The sequence below is a fragment of the Paenibacillus sp. A3M_27_13 genome (genome assembly GCF_024213315.1).
Taxonomy (GTDB): domain Bacteria; phylum Bacillota; class Bacilli; order Paenibacillales; family Paenibacillaceae; genus Paenibacillus; species Paenibacillus polymyxa_B.
The window spans coordinates 193,189-207,696 of sequence record NZ_JANAVE010000004.1; the positions used below are offsets into that span (position 1 = coordinate 193,189).

Here is a 14,508-nt window from a genome sequence, read left to right on the forward strand (position 1 = left end):
AAAACCTGTTGGACAATGAACTGGAATAAACTAAAGGCAGGTGGGAGTTTTAAGCCCGACCTGCCTTTTTATAGGGTCTGTGCCTTCATGGTGCGGATTGTTTCAGACGTTCCAAAATGTCAGCGTCTGGCAGCTTATAATCTTCCGGCAACGAGGTGTTAATTCGGTTCCATATTGCGTAATCGACCTTCAGATCCGGGTGCGACTGCTGGATTTCAAAAATACGGTTGTACAAGTCTCCAACGACAGGAAAAGTCATGCTCTGCCTCCTAACTGTTGAATCAACATACTCAACGTACTTGATTCAGCGCTTGCCCATAAATATTCACGAGTCGCTCAATCATAACATCCAGAGACCAATGCGCGGTCCCCCATGCTTTGGCATGTTTTCCCATAGCTATCCGCACTTCATCCTGAGCCAGCAAATGCTGCAAATGAGCTGCCAGTGCCTCCACATCGCCAACCGGGGAGACCAGTCCGGTGTGTTCATGCTTCACCATTTCCGGCAGTCCGCCCGCATCCGATACCACTGCCGGAAGCCCCATAATCTGCGCCTCCATGACCGAAAACGGCTGATTATCCTGTATGCTCGGATGGACAAAAAGGTCCGCCAATTGTAAAAGAGCAGGTACATCTTCACGATGCCCCAAAAAAAACACGTCTTCCTCCAACCCTAGCTCCTTCGCCTGTGTTTGAAGCTCTTCCCTTTTATCTCCCTCCCCGACAATCCAGCAAACCCAATCCGTACGACTTGCTTTCAGCAGGCCAAGAGCGCTCATTAAATAATGCAGCCCTTTGATATAGACCAGCCGTGAAGGACAAATCATAACTTTTTTCCCCTCAGGTCGTACTATGTCCGTTCCCCGGGCGTGGACTTCCCAGAAGTGCTCGGTATCCAATCCGTATTGGAAAGTAGCAATCTGCTGCTCAGGCACTTCGAACTCACGCACAAGCGTCTGTTTCATCCATTCTGTAGACGTAATGGTAATATCCGCGGATAGAGCGCCATAGTGCTCCAGCGCCCAATAATATTTCCACATCAACGTCTCACGGTAACCCTCCTCATGATCCCTCTCCAGAGCCATCATGACTTCACGAGCCAGCGAGCCATGAATATTCGCTACCAACGCACTGTCCTTACGTTTGACCCGACTTAGAGCACGCGTCGCAATGACATCTTGCGTGTGAATAACATCATACTGCTCAACCCCGAAATACGCCGCTGCCAGCTCCATACAGTATCGATCCTTTTCCACCGTCTGCACCCATGAATCCAAATGTAATACAGGGACAGCCGATTCATTCAGCTTCGTATGCAACAGGGGCAGCAGTTGATCCTTCAGCAGCTCCCTATCTTCAAAAACAATATGGTATTTAGGTGTATCCGGTCCGTTCCCCATCAAGTCTACTGTGTGACCCAGTAGCTCCAGCCTCCGTTTAATTTGCAGCATAAAGGGCCATACGCCACCCAAATGAGGAATCGGCCAGTACGTAGCCAACAAAATTTTCAAAACAGCCTCACCTCCTCTGTCTCGTACGCTGAGCTACATTCCGTTGCTTCCGTAAATTTGCTGGAAACCCGATAACGCATCTGTCCAGACCGCAAAAAATCCATTATTCGGCACGATCGTTACATCAATAAAATTACCGATCGTAACGACTGGAACGGGACTAATCCCGTTAGGATTAAAGGAGCTGTCTGTTATTCTGAGGTTCGTAAATGTATTTCCTCCGTTCGTTGATTCGGCCACAAATACGTCTAATAAAGAGGTCGTTATTTGATTGGTATAATATACGATCTTAATCACACCGGTCACAGGCGAAACATCAATAGCCGGGAAAAAATGCTGTGCCCCTGCACTAGCCCCTGTCACAGATTGCGGCGCAGTCCAGCTTAATCCGCCATCCACCGAACGGGCGAGCAGCACATCCGCATACCCTGCCCGATTATCCTGCCAGACCGCATAAAGTGTTCCCTGATTCGGGCTAGTAGAGCGATCCACCGCAATGTTGGCCATCGGCAGCACATTGAAGCCAAACCCGGCCACGGGCAACGGACTCGGAACCGGGACAACAGAAGATACAGGCAGCGAAGAACTGAATGCTGTCCCCCCATTGAAGGACACAATGACCTGATATTGGTTAACCGGATTAGTTACAATGTACCCGACATAAATCACCCCAGTAATGCTCACGGTGATTTCCCCCCGCGTGATCTGATTAGAGCCAGCGGTGAGCACCACGGGTGTATCCCACGTGATCCCTCCATCCTGCGAACGCTGGAAAAACATGACTGATCCGCCAAAAAAGTCTGGATTGTACTGATGCGTATAACATAAATAGATGTTTCCGGTATAGGAGCTGACCTGAGAAGTATCAAATTTCACGCCGACCTCAACATTATTGACAAATGTCCCATACCCCCGCTGGGCAATCACGGGCGGATCAAATGTATTACCGTTGTCTCTGGATACATAGGTAGCGATAGTACCGCTCAAGCCGTCTGCGGTAAATACGTGACAGGCTATGACAAACAAGTTGGGAAAACCGTAGCTGACGCTATGGGATTCCGCCCCTACATAGCCGGCTGGCAGCGGTAAAATCTGCTGTGTGAAGGAGACACCGCCGTTACCTGAACGGTATACTGCTGTCAACGGCGGCCCAGTCGTAAAATCGATAGCCGCAGACACAATGGTACCGTCGAGCAGGTTGAAAGCTACACTCGGCTCCTGCGCCAGCCTTCCATTAGGCGTGAGCTGTACGTTCGGCATCAGGCTTCACCTCCCGGTACACCAGCAAAAATCGTCAGGCTGCCTGTACGCGTATCCGTCCAGACGGAAATGTAACTATTCGGCGGTACGATGGCGACATCAATATAGTCGCCGATCAGCTCTGATTCGCCTCCACCGACATTCGGATTAAAGGAGGTCGTTGTGAGACGACTGTTCGTAAAGGTGTTGCCTCCATCTGACGATTGGGCGGTGAACACATCCAGATTAAAGCCGTCCAGGCGATTGGTATAGTACACGACAACGACCAATCCCGTCTTAGGCGACACCGAAATCGCAGGAAAGAAATTTTGCGAGCCGGGCGGGCTGTCCGTCACGATGATCGGAGCACTCCAGGTACCGCCAAAATCGCTTGATTTGGACAATAAAATATTGCTGTATCCCTGACCAAAATCCTGCCAAACGGCATATAGCGTATTTGTTGTGGAAGGCACACCCGAGCAGTCCGCGGCCAAGCTAGGGAAATTCAATATCCGAAAGTCATAACCAGGAACGGGCAAAGGATTGGGCACCAGCGTTATATTGGACACAAGAATATCCCCGCTGAAAGTTGCCCCTCCATCAAAGGAGCGCCGGATAAAGAAAGCCGGTGTCTGCGGCCCTGTACGAATCCAACTGACATAGACACTGCCATATTTGTCGACCGCAGGCTCAGGCCGCTCCGTGGAGGATTGGATATTGGAAAGCAATAACGGTCGATCCCAGGTCAATCCTCCATCCGTAGAACGCTGGTAAAAGGCCGCAGACCGGGCATTAAACTCTACGTTGTATTGGCGGTTATACGTAACGTAGACGTGCCCTAAATAGGGACTTGCTCCTGCATTATCCGTCGTAATATTGGTCCAGTCATTATTAATGTAATCTCCATAGCCCGGGTTAATGACCACTGGAGGATCAAAGGTGGCACCATCGTCCGTAGAGCGATAGATCACAACAGCCCCGTTCTCATTTCCTGGAAACACATGTGCGGATATGATGAAAATATTCGGGAACAGATAGGCTACCATTCCTGCCTCGGCTCCTGTATATCCCGGTGGAATTGGCAGTAAAGTATCAGTCCAGTTCGCCCCGGCGTCCAAGGAACGATACAGTCCAATCAGCGGAGGCCCGCTACTAAAGTCAACAGCAACAGCTACAACGATATTCGGATTCAACAAATTAACGGCGACACTGGGCTCAAATTTGGGCAAACCGCTGGGTGTTACCTGAAAATTCAAAGGCATCGCAAGCATTCCCTTCATTATATAAATGGACATGCCTGAAGTATTTTTATTAAAATGTACTTTTTTCAGCACAGTCTACAGACAACCATACAAGCTTTCTTTTCAATAGATTCATAGTATAGAAGCATCCCTTCAGGGGTTTTCCAATATTCTGTTTTTTGAGAGGATGATTCGATTGGCTTTTACAACCGGATATATGACCAACACTAGAGATTTCGGTACTGCCTGCTCCAATGTCGTTGTAAATTTGGTCAACGAGGATACAGTGAACGCGGCAACCGTGACCATCCAAATTTTTTTCTCGCTTGTACCGGATACCAAGATCCCCTTATACGTGACATCGGTTAACTTACCTGTAAACTCTGTTGCCCGACGTACCTTCTTTGTGCAAGGGGTCCTTGCCTACGAGGTACAATACAACGTAGTCTCCGCTGCACCTTCCAATGTTGTGCTCTCCAACTTTGGACTGGATCAGTTTGGTAATGTTGTACAGGAGCATCGTGTTCTTCAGTCGGAACTGACCACAATCCCGGCGCTGTCTCCTGTTATTTAAAGTTGCCCTGCTCCAGTGCTTGATGCAATCTGTGGGTGTAATACACGTAATTCCATTCCGGCGGTACGGACTGAACCCCTCGGCCGCTACCGATGGTTGAGTGGTCATCTGTATAGTAGGAAAAGGCATGTGTATCCTGTAATGGGCGCAACAAATCCGTCAGATACAGCAAATCCGTCACGGCAATATATGGTTTGACACCGAAGCATACAACAAAGCGTGTCGTTGTTTCACCAATAGCCTGAACCAGTGCTTCCTGGACCGAATAATGCTGACGTGGCGTTACGATTAACCGAGGATCGAGCATCATCGACAGGAAAGCGGCGGCTCCCTGTTCTGGCGTTAAATCCAGCAACCGTACCACGCAATTGCTGTAGTGCTGCTCCAGCAGATTATCCAGCAATGGTTCAGCTTGAGCCATAGCCGTGACAGGCATTAAAATCGTCATTTCAAGTGGGATGCCCCGACGTGCTCTCGCCTCATGCTTGGCGATTTGGAATGCGTGCCGCCAGCGTCGGTGCTCCTTCTGGCTGTGCAGGCCGGCCGATACACTAAATGTGGAATTCACCCGGTAATCCATCAGGATCTCCGGGATGAATTTCATGCTGCACGTCTCGGTCAGCCGCAGCCAGTAATCATAATCCTCAACTGGTTGCAGCCGATAGCCGCCAATCTGGCGGGCATATTTGCTTTTGTACATAAATGAAACCCCGACAATGCTGGCATTCAGCAATTCATGATGCGGCTGACCTTGGTACCGGATCAAAGCTTGCTGATGCTGCTCGTCATACAACGGGTTCCCACATGCGTCAACCTGGCGGAAAGTAGAGAACACAAGGCCGAGTGAGTCCGGTCCCTGCTCCAGTTCCTGCCGCAATCGTTCAATAAAGGAAAAATTATAAACATTGTCGCTGGATACCCAGGTCACATACTTGATCGCAGGATCTTTAAACAACTCATCGAATCCTCGATTAAGGGCGTGGGATACTCCTTTGTTCTGAGGGAGTGTAACCAACTGAACGCGCGGGTCTCCCATTGCTGCGTGGAGCGCTGGCCCCACCATTTCCGGCGCTCCGTCAATAACAATGATGAAGCGAAATGCCCTGTAGCTCTGGGCTAGTACGGATGAGATCGCAGCTTGCAGATAGCCGATATCCTGTTTGTACAGTGGCATAACAATCCCCGTATCTACCATATCAATCCCCCCTGACAGACTTTCGGCTTCATGAGGATAAACCGCTCAATACCTGACTGAAGCGATCTCGATAACGCGCTTGGGTTATGTTGTACTCCCGCTCCACAGCGGGCCAATGTTTTTTGGTTCCCATTTCATCATGCCAGCGGTAGTTAACCAAGGACTCGTTCAGAAAAGGAAATGGATATCCCGCTATCATTACTCGGTACCACATATCCAGATCATGTGTGTACGGTAGCAGTTCATCAAACAAACCGATATGTGCAAACAGCTCCTTTTTAAACATAACCGTGCATCCATTAACCGGATTTCCTTGCTGAAAAAAACGGTAAAACTCCGTCATAGACGGAAACACGGCGGCTGCCTGGTAGCTTGTGACTTGGCTGTATTGATTGATGAAATTGAAATTGGTGTGGGAGATGTACGCACCGTTTTCCACCATAAAAGAAACCTGATTATTAATTTTGTCCCTATGATAGGTATCGTCGGAGCTGAGCCACGCAATATATTCCCCGCTGGCATGTCGGATACCATGATTCAGGGCGCTGGCTGTTCCACCGTTGGATTTGCCCAAATAATGTATATACGGAAGATAGGCCTGAAGCATATCAACATGTTCCGTGGACCCGTCATCGACGACAATAATCTCGAGGGGCCCATAAGTTTGCTCTAGTGCACTTTGCAAAGCCTGATCCACATAGGCACAGTTATAAAAGGGAATGACGATTGTTACTTTTGGTCTCATATCGTTCCTTCCTTTCCAGCTCGGCGGTATTGAATCATATCCTCCAGAGATTGCCCCAGCTGTATGGTCGGCTTCCAGCCCATATCCTCCAGCTCTTTCGCACGATATGCCTCGGTGGATGCTGACTCTTCCACATCCCCCCATTGTATGGGAATAGATGTTTTGGCCAGCGCAATCATACGTTCCACGATATTGCCCAGTTCCACAATGCGGCCTGTGCAGACCGAGTAAACTCGGCCTGGCACCCCCTGTTCCAATAGCACACCGTATGCGCGAACGGCATCACGAACGTCGAGGAAATCACGTTGCGCATGTCGGGAAGATACCCTGAACGGGGCAGTTTCAGTTACGGACTGCCCCTCCAGACGTTCCGTCTGAACGATATACCCCGCGAGTAATGCACAAAATCCGGTAGATGGACCCGGACCGATCAAGTTGCAAGGCTCTGCTAGCATGACGGATTGTTCGAACAGCGCGCCCCACGAGAGCGCGACTGCCTCTTGAAGGCTTTTGCTAAGGCTGTATGGATGAGTTGGATGATACGGAGCCTGCAAAGCCGTCTTTAGCCGAGAGCCCGCCACGACAATTCTGGCTTTGGGGAAAGGTCGCAGTACATCGAGCAGATACAGGGTGGACAGTACATTGGATTCCATGTATAGCAAGGGACTCTGCCAAGATTCAGGGACGGAATTTTTACCACCCAGGTGAAGCACATAATCCGGTGCAATCTGTCTAATGACTTCGCCCAGACGTTTCTTGTCGAGCAAGTCACACACATAAGGCGTAATACAGTTACGGGTCTCCGCCTCTGGACTGTTATTTTCATCATCGCGAGCCAATAAGATCAGTTCTGAGACTGAAGCGACAGTGCGAGTCAGCGCCGCTACCTCCCAGCCGAGCTTTGCAAAATGGCGGCAGGCATGCATCCCGGTATAGCCCGCCGCTCCGGTAATGACTATGACAGGCCGACGTTGTTCCGCTGTGCTTCCGTCCATTCCAGCAGCTCCTTCAGCATGATGCTGTAGTGAGGAACATCGTAGAGCAGATCGGCCCGGGTAGAACGAAGCGTCCGGTCCTGCACCGGCTCATCTTTCGGCACGATCCGAATATCCTCCCTATTCCAGATGTCTTTGAACAGCAGCAGCAAATCATGCTTGCTGATCGGTTCAGGGTGAACCAGATGAATGAGTCCGTCCAGCGGCTCATTCATCTGCACCTGTATCGCCTTCGCTAATTCCAGCGTCGTAACCCCGTTCCAAAAGACCCGGCGATACCCGTTAACGTCTCCGCTCTGCTGCAAGAACCAGTGCAGCAGACCAATGCCTCCCGGCCGAATTTCCGGCCCGATAATGGAGGTACGGATAGTCAAATGTCCTGCTGCCTTTACTTCTCCGAGTATTTTCGTCAAAGCATAGGCACTTGTCCCATCGGGTTGATCCGTCTCTTTATATAAACCTGGTACCCGATTTCCCTCGAATACGCAATCCGTGCTGATATGAATCAGTCGGGCACCGATACTGTCCGCTGTTCGCCGGAGAAGATGTGGCAGCAATCCATTGATTTGGTATGCTGCGATCTGATTCTCCCCAGCATGCTGATTCAGTACGCCTACCGCGTTAATAATAACGTCTGGCCGTACACTCCGTACCAGCTGCTCCACCATAAAGCTGTCCTTTACATCCAGCAGCAGACCGCCTTTATTTTCGGGATCACGGGTGGTGTAGAACACGTTATACCCGGTCTGGTTTTGGAAATACTTAACCAGAACATGGCCCGCCATGCCGTTACCACCCAAAATAAGCAGCTTCATTTGATGAACCCCCCGCTTTGGAGAATGCTGCGAATCTCCTCTTTGGACATCAAATTGAACTCCGAGCTAAAGCTGCTGAACGACACCGGAGGGCACTGAGTATAGCGGTCCTTTAATTGAGGAATATTCAGCGTTGGGAGAATAACCAAATATTGCTCGTCATAGACTACCGTCGTCAGGCTTTCAAAGTCACTCATCAGAATTTCATGAATTTTCTCGCCGGGACGCACACCTTTTTCTACAATTTCTACGTTTTCCACACCTGAATCCTCAATGAGCACCTCAGCCAAATCCACAATACGGCAGGTTGGCATGGTCATAATAAAAATTTCCCCGCCGACACTTTCCACCGAGGCTTTGAACAGGAGACTGATCGCATCACGCAAGGTCAGGAAGAAGCGGGTCATGTTCATGTCTGTGATCGAAACCTTGCCCTTTTGGCGAATCTGGCTTTGGAACAGATGCACCACGCTTCCGTTTGTGCCCAAAACATTACCGCCGCGCACCGTCACGAAACGTGTATCGCTATTCAGCAGATTGGCGTAAACAATCAGTTTTTCTCCAATCGCCTTCGTCATGCCGTAAAAATTAGACGGATTTGCGGCCTTGTCAGTCGATATATAAATGACTTTCTTTACCTGATTGGCAACAGCGGCCTCGATCACGTTTTGGGTGCCTACGACATTGGTTTTGAGTGCCTCATAGGGCTGATCCTCACAGACGGGAACGTGCTTGAGCGCTGCCAAATGAAATACATAGTCCACTCCTTGACAAGCGGTAGTCAGCGCATCCTTATCCCGAATATCTCCAATACAGAAGCTGAGTCGTTCATCCTCAAACTGCCTGTTCATGGCAACCTGACTGGATTCTCCACGTGAAAAGATAATGACCTCTTTGGGGTTACGCGGCAGTAACTGGGCAACCAGCTCATGCCCCCAGGAGCCGGTACCGCCGGTAACCAAGATACGTTGGTTTTCAAACATGCCGTTTCCCTCCAAGCAGAAATTTAACTACCTTATCCGACACATCTTCCGCCAGATAGCCCGCAGGACATTGCCACTTATGGGTCATCCCGGTCATTATGGCTACCGCGTTTGCTATAACCTCGCCATCAAGACCAGACACGATATTGCTGCCGCAATCTACCGTTTCCGGCCGTTCGGTCGTCCGGCGCATCGTAACCGTCGGTACCCCCATGACACAGCATTCTTCCTGTACGGTACCACTGTCCGTCAAAGCGCAGCGGGCATGCCGCTCCAGCAGAACGAAGTCAAAAAAACCGAACGGTTCGTGAAATTCCACTAGCGGGTCAAGCTGGATCGGCGGATGGCTTGCGATTCGGGCGGCAGTGCGGGGATGAATACTGCAAATGACCCGCTGCCCGAACTGCTGGGCTACCCGGTTAAGACCATCTAAAATAGCCAGCAAATGCGGTGGATGGTCCACATTTTCAGCTCTGTGGGCAGTGACCAGGAAATATTCTCCCGGCGACAGTCCCAACTTTTTCAAAATTCCACTGCCCGATACCTCTTTCTTATAGTGCTGCATCACTTCGTAGATCGGATTTCCAGTCAGTATAATTCGTTGACTTGGAAAGCCTTCACGTAGTAGGTGCTGCTTGCTTTGCTCCGTATAAGGCATATTAATGCTGGATATTGCATCAATGACACGTCGATTCTTCTCTTCCGGCACATCCAGATCATAACAGCGGTTCCCCGCCTCCATATGCACGACCGGGTAACCCATACGTTCCGCAAGCAAGGCACATAAGGCGCTGTTCGTATCACCGAGCAATAACACATGATCAGGGCGTTCCTTGTTTAAAATATCCTCCATCTGCGAGTACATGACGGACAACTGTTTGCCCAGTGTCCCCGCTTTCTCCTGAAGTACATAATCCGGGGCACGCAGTCCCAGCTCGCGAAAGAACTGCCCGCTCAGGCTTTCGGTGTAATTTTGGCCCGTATGCACAAGCACATGTTCATCTGCATGGCGGTCCAGCTTCGGAATGATCAGGCTGAGCCGTATAATTTCCGGTCTTGTGCCGAGCACGGTCAATATTTTCATGGTTTTGGAACCCACCTTTGCTGTCGTTGTTTCATTGAATTGTGGCGTTCAATGAATGATAGCCATCCAGCAGACTGGCTGTGCTCCAGCTTAACGTTCATCTCAACGGTCCGGCGTAGATTCACCCGGACCGTTGTTTTGTATGCTGTCCAGCCTTGAGTGTGACTCGCTTCTGCTTGTGCGCGTTGTGCCGTCGTGACCGGTGCTTGAATTTCCGCTTGAGCTTCTGTCTGGACTTGGTTTTCGGATAAAGTCCCTTCGACAACGGGGACCCGTGAATTTTCTTGAGGCGACTCTTGCCGCCGCTTCTCTTATACCTGCGATTCCGCAATCTGGTACGCTTGCGGCCCTTTGGCCATCTCGCCCGAACACTACGCTTGCCGCGGAGCAATTCGGGCGGTGACTCAGGTAAAGGGGATGGTGGTTGTGGCAAGCCCTGAATGGCTGCATATTCGATTGGCGGCAGACCCAGCACAGGCAGTTGACACACCACCGATTCGGGAAATTCTCGAATCGTGCTGGTATATCCCTCCGGTATAGCAGTGACCTGACGCAGTCCTTCGCCTTCCCTCGTCCATACTGGTCCACCTGGCTGCTGAATCAACGGGAACCAATGCGGATGATGACATACCCATTGACTGACCATGAGGTGTAGACTGCTTCGGTAGGAATCAGGTCCGTATACACGTGTAGCCGCACTGTTGTTACGCACACCAATCCGTTCCACTTCCTCGGGATGATCGAGCAGATAGCTCACTTTTTGCGCCAGCATGTCGCTGTTGCCCGGCTCTACCAAAAAATCTGTATTTCCCGTCGCCTCCATCAATTCCACAAGTCCACCCTGCGCAAAGGCTACCACGGGCTTACCGTAAACTAGCCCTTCCAGGGCGGTCAGGCCAAAGCCTTCCTCCACCATACTTGGGATCACAACAATATCCATTGCGCTATAGGCCGTTGACACGGATTCCTCGAATGAATTGAACTGGAAGCGGCGGCTATAACGAGATTGGCGGATTAAAGAGACACATTTTACGTAATATTCCGAGTCCACCGAGCTGCCGATGATCCAGAAACGACACCGCGAATTGGTTTCGCACAGCTTTAGAGCCATTTGGACAAAAGGTAACAGCCCTTTGGCTTCGTAGATAAAGGAAGAAATATAACCAATGCAAATATGAAAATCCCGCAGCCCCAGTTTTTCACGTTTCCTTCTCCGTTCCAGCACATGCTCTTTGGGAGACGGCATATCCATATCCCGGCAGGGAGACAACACCGTATGCGGACGTGTCAGTCCCCCACCATGCAAAGGACGCATTACAGCTTGCGAAATGCCGATGACCCATTGGCTATAGCGCTCAATGATAGAAACAGAAACGGGCGTATGCGCATTCTGGTTAATGACCTCGGTTATTTTCCAGATCACTGGAATATTAAGCTCTTGGGCAGCCATTGCAGGCATGACGTTCACACAGGTATTGACCAGCACCACATCAGGTCGAGCATGCCGAAGCATTTGGAACAACGGTGCATACGCCACATGGGTCCGCAAATTCTCCGCATCTTGCGCCAATCCCTCATATGGGGTATACATGCCATGCAGCATGAACAGGTTCTGTGTCAGAACGGTGATTCCGCGCTTGCGGGCCATTGAGGTCAGCCGCCCTTCACCAGGCGTTACGAGAATACAATCGAAGTACGTACGCATGTCTAGACAAAATTGCAATAACAGTTTCTCTGCCCCCGTAATACTGCGGACGTTGCTAACATGGCTGAATAGCATCATTTTCGGCTTGATCGGAGTTCACCTCCTTTAAAATAGCAACCATCGGACGTGTGAATCACCTTATGGAAATATGACCGATAACAGTTGGTCAATCCGGTGACCATAGGTGTGCTCCCGCAGGGTTCGTTCCAGAGCACGCAGGGCAATCTCATGGCGCTCTTTTTCATGCGTTAAATAAAACTCAACCTTCTCCAGCAGTTCCTGCTGAGAGCTGTAGGTCTCTATCTCTTCCCCCGGCTTGTAAAAACGAGCCAGATCATCTCTTGTATCTGTCAGTTGCAACGTGCCACTGGCAGAAATTTCAAACGTGCGCGGGTTGGGCGAAGCCCCTGGAATTTTCAGTGAGTTGTTGTTCACCGAATCATCCTGATGGGAACGATGAAGATTAATTACGATTTTGCTGCCGTTATACGAATCATTGGTCTCGACCGGAGACATCCAGCGACCCAGCTCAATTTTGTCACCATACGACTGATAATCCGGGAGACGATCCCACCAGATTCCGTTGATTTTAATGTTACGGGCCATGAGCTGAGGCATAATCGGATTGAAGAAATAGATGCGGTTCCAGTAGGCTGAGCCTGTAAACCCAATCTCACGTCGTACCGAAGCGGGCGAGCTGAGTGGGAAATAGTGAGTCAGAAATGCCCCAAAGGGCAAATAGTGCACAGACGTGCAACCCAACTGACGGTACAGCTCCAGGCAGTTCATTTCTAACGTGAACACATAATCATAATTCGTAACGATTTTGGTCGTCGTGTCGGTGTAATACGGATCGTCCGTTAGCCAGATGGCGGTGGGGATGCCCAACTGGCGTACCGCAGTAACCTGCTCCAACGGAAGATCCATTCCATCCAGTGCCAGCATCAGATTCGGACGGAGCTGAGCGGCAATATCTCCTACCGGCTGACGTGGGTCTGTTACGGTAACCTGAGCCGTCATGCTTTGCAACGTGGTAATGACCGCCTCATCCAGCGGAGAATACGGAAGGCCTTTGCCGGAGACGACATACAGTACATGGATTTGTCGAAAAGGGAAAACTGCTTTCATCCGCCCAACAATTGCGTTAGCACGTCCGCGCAGATATCCTTCGTCGTATCCGTCATGCACTCCCGCAATTCTCCCCCTTTCCCAGGAGGCTGCCGCCGTCTGGTGAACAGCCGGGTCATACGGTCCTGTCGTAGATATCGTCATCACTTTCACTCCTCACTGTTTATGGTGTTTACTTTAGGCCATCGCCTTGTCCAGCAGTTCTTCCATACGATTGGAGTACATATGCTTTTGCATAGTCGTGTACAATGCGCGCCAGGCCATGCGTTCGCGTTCCCAGTCATGCTTGAGATAGTAGTCCAGCTTCACTTTCAGCTCCTCTGCTCCAGAGAAGGTTTCAATGTCATAGCCTGGTCGGTAATAACGGCTCAAATCCTTCCGAATATCCGTCATTTGAAGCGTGCCGCAAGCAGAAATTTCGTATGTCCGAGGATTGATGGACTCCGCTGAAAGCTGGTGTGTATTCCGATTATCCAGTCCGGGGTCTGTCGGGCGGTGCATATTGATGACAATTTTGGAGCCGTTATAATACTGAGCGGTCTCTTCCGGCTCCATAAAACCTGGACGGATAAAGCGTTCCAGCACATCCCGCCGGGTCAGCCGATCCCAGTGCCCACCTACGATCAGCACTCTTTTGTCCGCCAAGAAGGGAGCAAGGTAGTCGAACAGCTTCACACGGTTCCAGAAGGCATTTCCAATGAAGCAAATATCATGCTGATGTTCCCGCTCTACCCGCCGGGGATAAAAGATACGAGTTGACGCAGCCAGCGGCAAATAGTGAACCCTCGTTACTCCCTGATCGCGATAAAACGGCAGGCAAGAAATTTCGTGCGTAAATACGACATCGTAGGATTGACAGATCAACGCCGTATCCTCCGTAAAGTAAGGATCATCTACAAACCATATGGCCGTCCGAATGCCTAGGGCTCGTATTTGCTGTACCTGCTCCAGATGATCCGCCGGAAAAACATGCAGCCCGTTCATGACCAGCACGAGGTCTGGACGTTGAGCCTCGGCGTCAGCTAGCATCGTAGCAGGCGTACCGATGGCGCATGAGCTGCATATTTGGCCTAATGCCTCTTGCACACCTGTGTCTATAGCTGCGAAACCTTGCGGAATATATAACACTTTCAAATGACGAACAGCAGGCTGTATTGCCACGACCTGTGACAGAGCAGCCGTGCAACCGCCCATTCTGCGTCCTTCCCGATAGCCGCATCGGTACGCTTCGCGTTCATTTCCGCTTTGTTGATCGTTCACATCCTTCACCCTGTCCTGTTGTGGGATAAACTT

14 protein-coding genes are annotated in these 14,508 nt (G+C 50.4%); 1 reads left to right on the forward strand and 13 read right to left on the reverse strand.

The window, feature by feature from the left end:
- Nucleotides 1-85: 85 nt before the first annotated feature.
- Genes NLX82_RS17140 through NLX82_RS17155 form a run of 4 tightly spaced genes read right to left on the reverse strand, consistent with a single transcriptional unit; the run spans nt 86 to nt 4,012 of the window.
- On the reverse strand, nt 86-259 hold the full coding sequence (locus NLX82_RS17140; protein ID WP_167348638.1) for a hypothetical protein: 174 nt from the start codon (nt 257-259) through the stop codon (nt 86-88).
- 31 nt (nt 260-290) lie between these two features.
- On the reverse strand, nt 291-1,511 hold the full coding sequence (locus NLX82_RS17145; protein ID WP_053326023.1) for a glycosyltransferase family 4 protein: 1,221 nt from the start codon (nt 1,509-1,511) through the stop codon (nt 291-293).
- Between the two features lie 33 nt (nt 1,512-1,544).
- Nucleotides 1,545-2,771 carry a sialidase family protein gene (locus NLX82_RS17150; protein ID WP_053326024.1) on the reverse strand — a complete coding sequence of 409 codons (1,227 nt, stop codon included), beginning with the start codon at nt 2,769-2,771 and terminating at the stop codon, nt 1,545-1,547.
- Nucleotides 2,771-4,012, reverse strand: coding sequence for a sialidase family protein (locus tag NLX82_RS17155; RefSeq protein WP_053326610.1), 1,242 nt, complete (start codon nt 4,010-4,012; stop codon nt 2,771-2,773). The genes NLX82_RS17150 and NLX82_RS17155 overlap by 1 nt, the downstream gene beginning before the upstream one ends.
- Before the next feature lie 166 nt (nt 4,013-4,178).
- Here NLX82_RS17155 and NLX82_RS17160 point away from each other — a divergent pair, with 166 nt between their 5' ends.
- Nucleotides 4,179-4,565, forward strand: a complete 387-nt coding sequence (locus NLX82_RS17160; protein ID WP_254348680.1) for a hypothetical protein — start codon at nt 4,179-4,181, stop codon at nt 4,563-4,565.
- Here NLX82_RS17160 and NLX82_RS17165 read toward each other — a convergent pair.
- The 9 genes from NLX82_RS17165 to NLX82_RS17205 all read right to left on the reverse strand — a co-directional run bounded on the left by NLX82_RS17165 (nt 4,558) and on the right by NLX82_RS17205 (nt 14,484).
- Entirely contained in the window at nt 4,558-5,760 is a 1,203-nt protein-coding gene (locus tag NLX82_RS17165; RefSeq protein ID WP_053326025.1) for a glycosyltransferase family A protein, read from the reverse strand. The genes NLX82_RS17160 and NLX82_RS17165 overlap by 8 nt on opposite strands.
- A 28-nt stretch (nt 5,761-5,788) precedes the next feature.
- On the reverse strand, nt 5,789-6,505 hold the full coding sequence (locus NLX82_RS17170) for a glycosyltransferase (RefSeq protein WP_028541477.1): 717 nt from the start codon (nt 6,503-6,505) through the stop codon (nt 5,789-5,791).
- Nucleotides 6,502-7,500: an SDR family oxidoreductase gene (locus tag NLX82_RS17175; protein WP_028541476.1), complete on the reverse strand. Its 999-nt coding sequence runs from the start codon at nt 7,498-7,500 to the stop codon at nt 6,502-6,504. Before NLX82_RS17175 ends, NLX82_RS17170 begins: the two co-directional genes overlap by 4 nt.
- On the reverse strand, nt 7,461-8,315 hold the full coding sequence (locus NLX82_RS17180; protein WP_053326026.1) for a dTDP-4-dehydrorhamnose reductase family protein: 855 nt from the start codon (nt 8,313-8,315) through the stop codon (nt 7,461-7,463). The genes NLX82_RS17175 and NLX82_RS17180 overlap by 40 nt, the downstream gene beginning before the upstream one ends.
- Entirely contained in the window at nt 8,312-9,298 is a 987-nt protein-coding gene (locus NLX82_RS17185) for a polysaccharide biosynthesis protein (RefSeq protein WP_025722608.1), read from the reverse strand. The genes NLX82_RS17180 and NLX82_RS17185 overlap by 4 nt, the downstream gene beginning before the upstream one ends.
- Nucleotides 9,291-10,382: a non-hydrolyzing UDP-N-acetylglucosamine 2-epimerase gene (gene wecB, locus NLX82_RS17190; RefSeq protein WP_023990106.1), complete on the reverse strand. Its 1,092-nt coding sequence runs from the start codon at nt 10,380-10,382 to the stop codon at nt 9,291-9,293. Before wecB ends, NLX82_RS17185 begins: the two co-directional genes overlap by 8 nt.
- A gap of 121 nt (nt 10,383-10,503) precedes the next feature.
- Nucleotides 10,504-12,165 (reverse strand): glycosyltransferase, encoded by a 1,662-nt coding sequence (locus NLX82_RS17195; protein WP_339200819.1) that lies wholly within the window; start codon nt 12,163-12,165, stop codon nt 10,504-10,506.
- A 60-nt stretch (nt 12,166-12,225) separates the two neighbouring features.
- A complete protein-coding gene (locus NLX82_RS17200) occupies nt 12,226-13,359 on the reverse strand; it encodes a CgeB family protein (RefSeq protein WP_023990108.1) in 1,134 nt (377 codons plus the stop codon).
- Nucleotides 13,360-13,392: 33 nt separating this feature from the next.
- Nucleotides 13,393-14,484, reverse strand: a complete 1,092-nt coding sequence (locus NLX82_RS17205; protein ID WP_023990109.1) for a CgeB family protein — start codon at nt 14,482-14,484, stop codon at nt 13,393-13,395.
- Nucleotides 14,485-14,508 lie beyond the last annotated feature (24 nt).

Bases quoted from the DNA above. Each gene is read 5' to 3' on its own strand.
- NLX82_RS17140 (WP_167348638.1), bottom strand. From the start codon at position 259: ATGACTTTTCCTGTCGTTGGAGACTTGTACAACCGTATTTTTGAAATC.
- NLX82_RS17150 (WP_053326024.1), bottom strand. From the start codon at position 2,771: ATGCCGAACGTACAGCTCACGCCTAATGGAAGGCTGGCGCAGGAGCCG.
- NLX82_RS17155 (WP_053326610.1), bottom strand. From the start codon at position 4,012: ATGCCTTTGAATTTTCAGGTAACACCCAGCGGTTTGCCCAAATTTGAG.
- NLX82_RS17160 (WP_254348680.1), top strand. From the start codon at position 4,179: ATGATTCGATTGGCTTTTACAACCGGATATATGACCAACACTAGAGAT.
- NLX82_RS17165 (WP_053326025.1), bottom strand. From the start codon at position 5,760: ATGGTAGATACGGGGATTGTTATGCCACTGTACAAACAGGATATCGGC.
- NLX82_RS17170 (WP_028541477.1), bottom strand. From the start codon at position 6,505: ATGAGACCAAAAGTAACAATCGTCATTCCCTTTTATAACTGTGCCTAT.
- NLX82_RS17175 (WP_028541476.1), bottom strand. From the start codon at position 7,500: ATGGACGGAAGCACAGCGGAACAACGTCGGCCTGTCATAGTCATTACC.
- NLX82_RS17180 (WP_053326026.1), bottom strand. From the start codon at position 8,315: ATGAAGCTGCTTATTTTGGGTGGTAACGGCATGGCGGGCCATGTTCTG.
- NLX82_RS17185 (WP_025722608.1), bottom strand. From the start codon at position 9,298: ATGTTTGAAAACCAACGTATCTTGGTTACCGGCGGTACCGGCTCCTGG.
- wecB (WP_023990106.1), bottom strand. From the start codon at position 10,382: ATGAAAATATTGACCGTGCTCGGCACAAGACCGGAAATTATACGGCTC.
- NLX82_RS17195 (WP_339200819.1), bottom strand. From the start codon at position 12,165: ATGATGCTATTCAGCCATGTTAGCAACGTCCGCAGTATTACGGGGGCA.
- NLX82_RS17200 (WP_023990108.1), bottom strand. From the start codon at position 13,359: ATGACGATATCTACGACAGGACCGTATGACCCGGCTGTTCACCAGACG.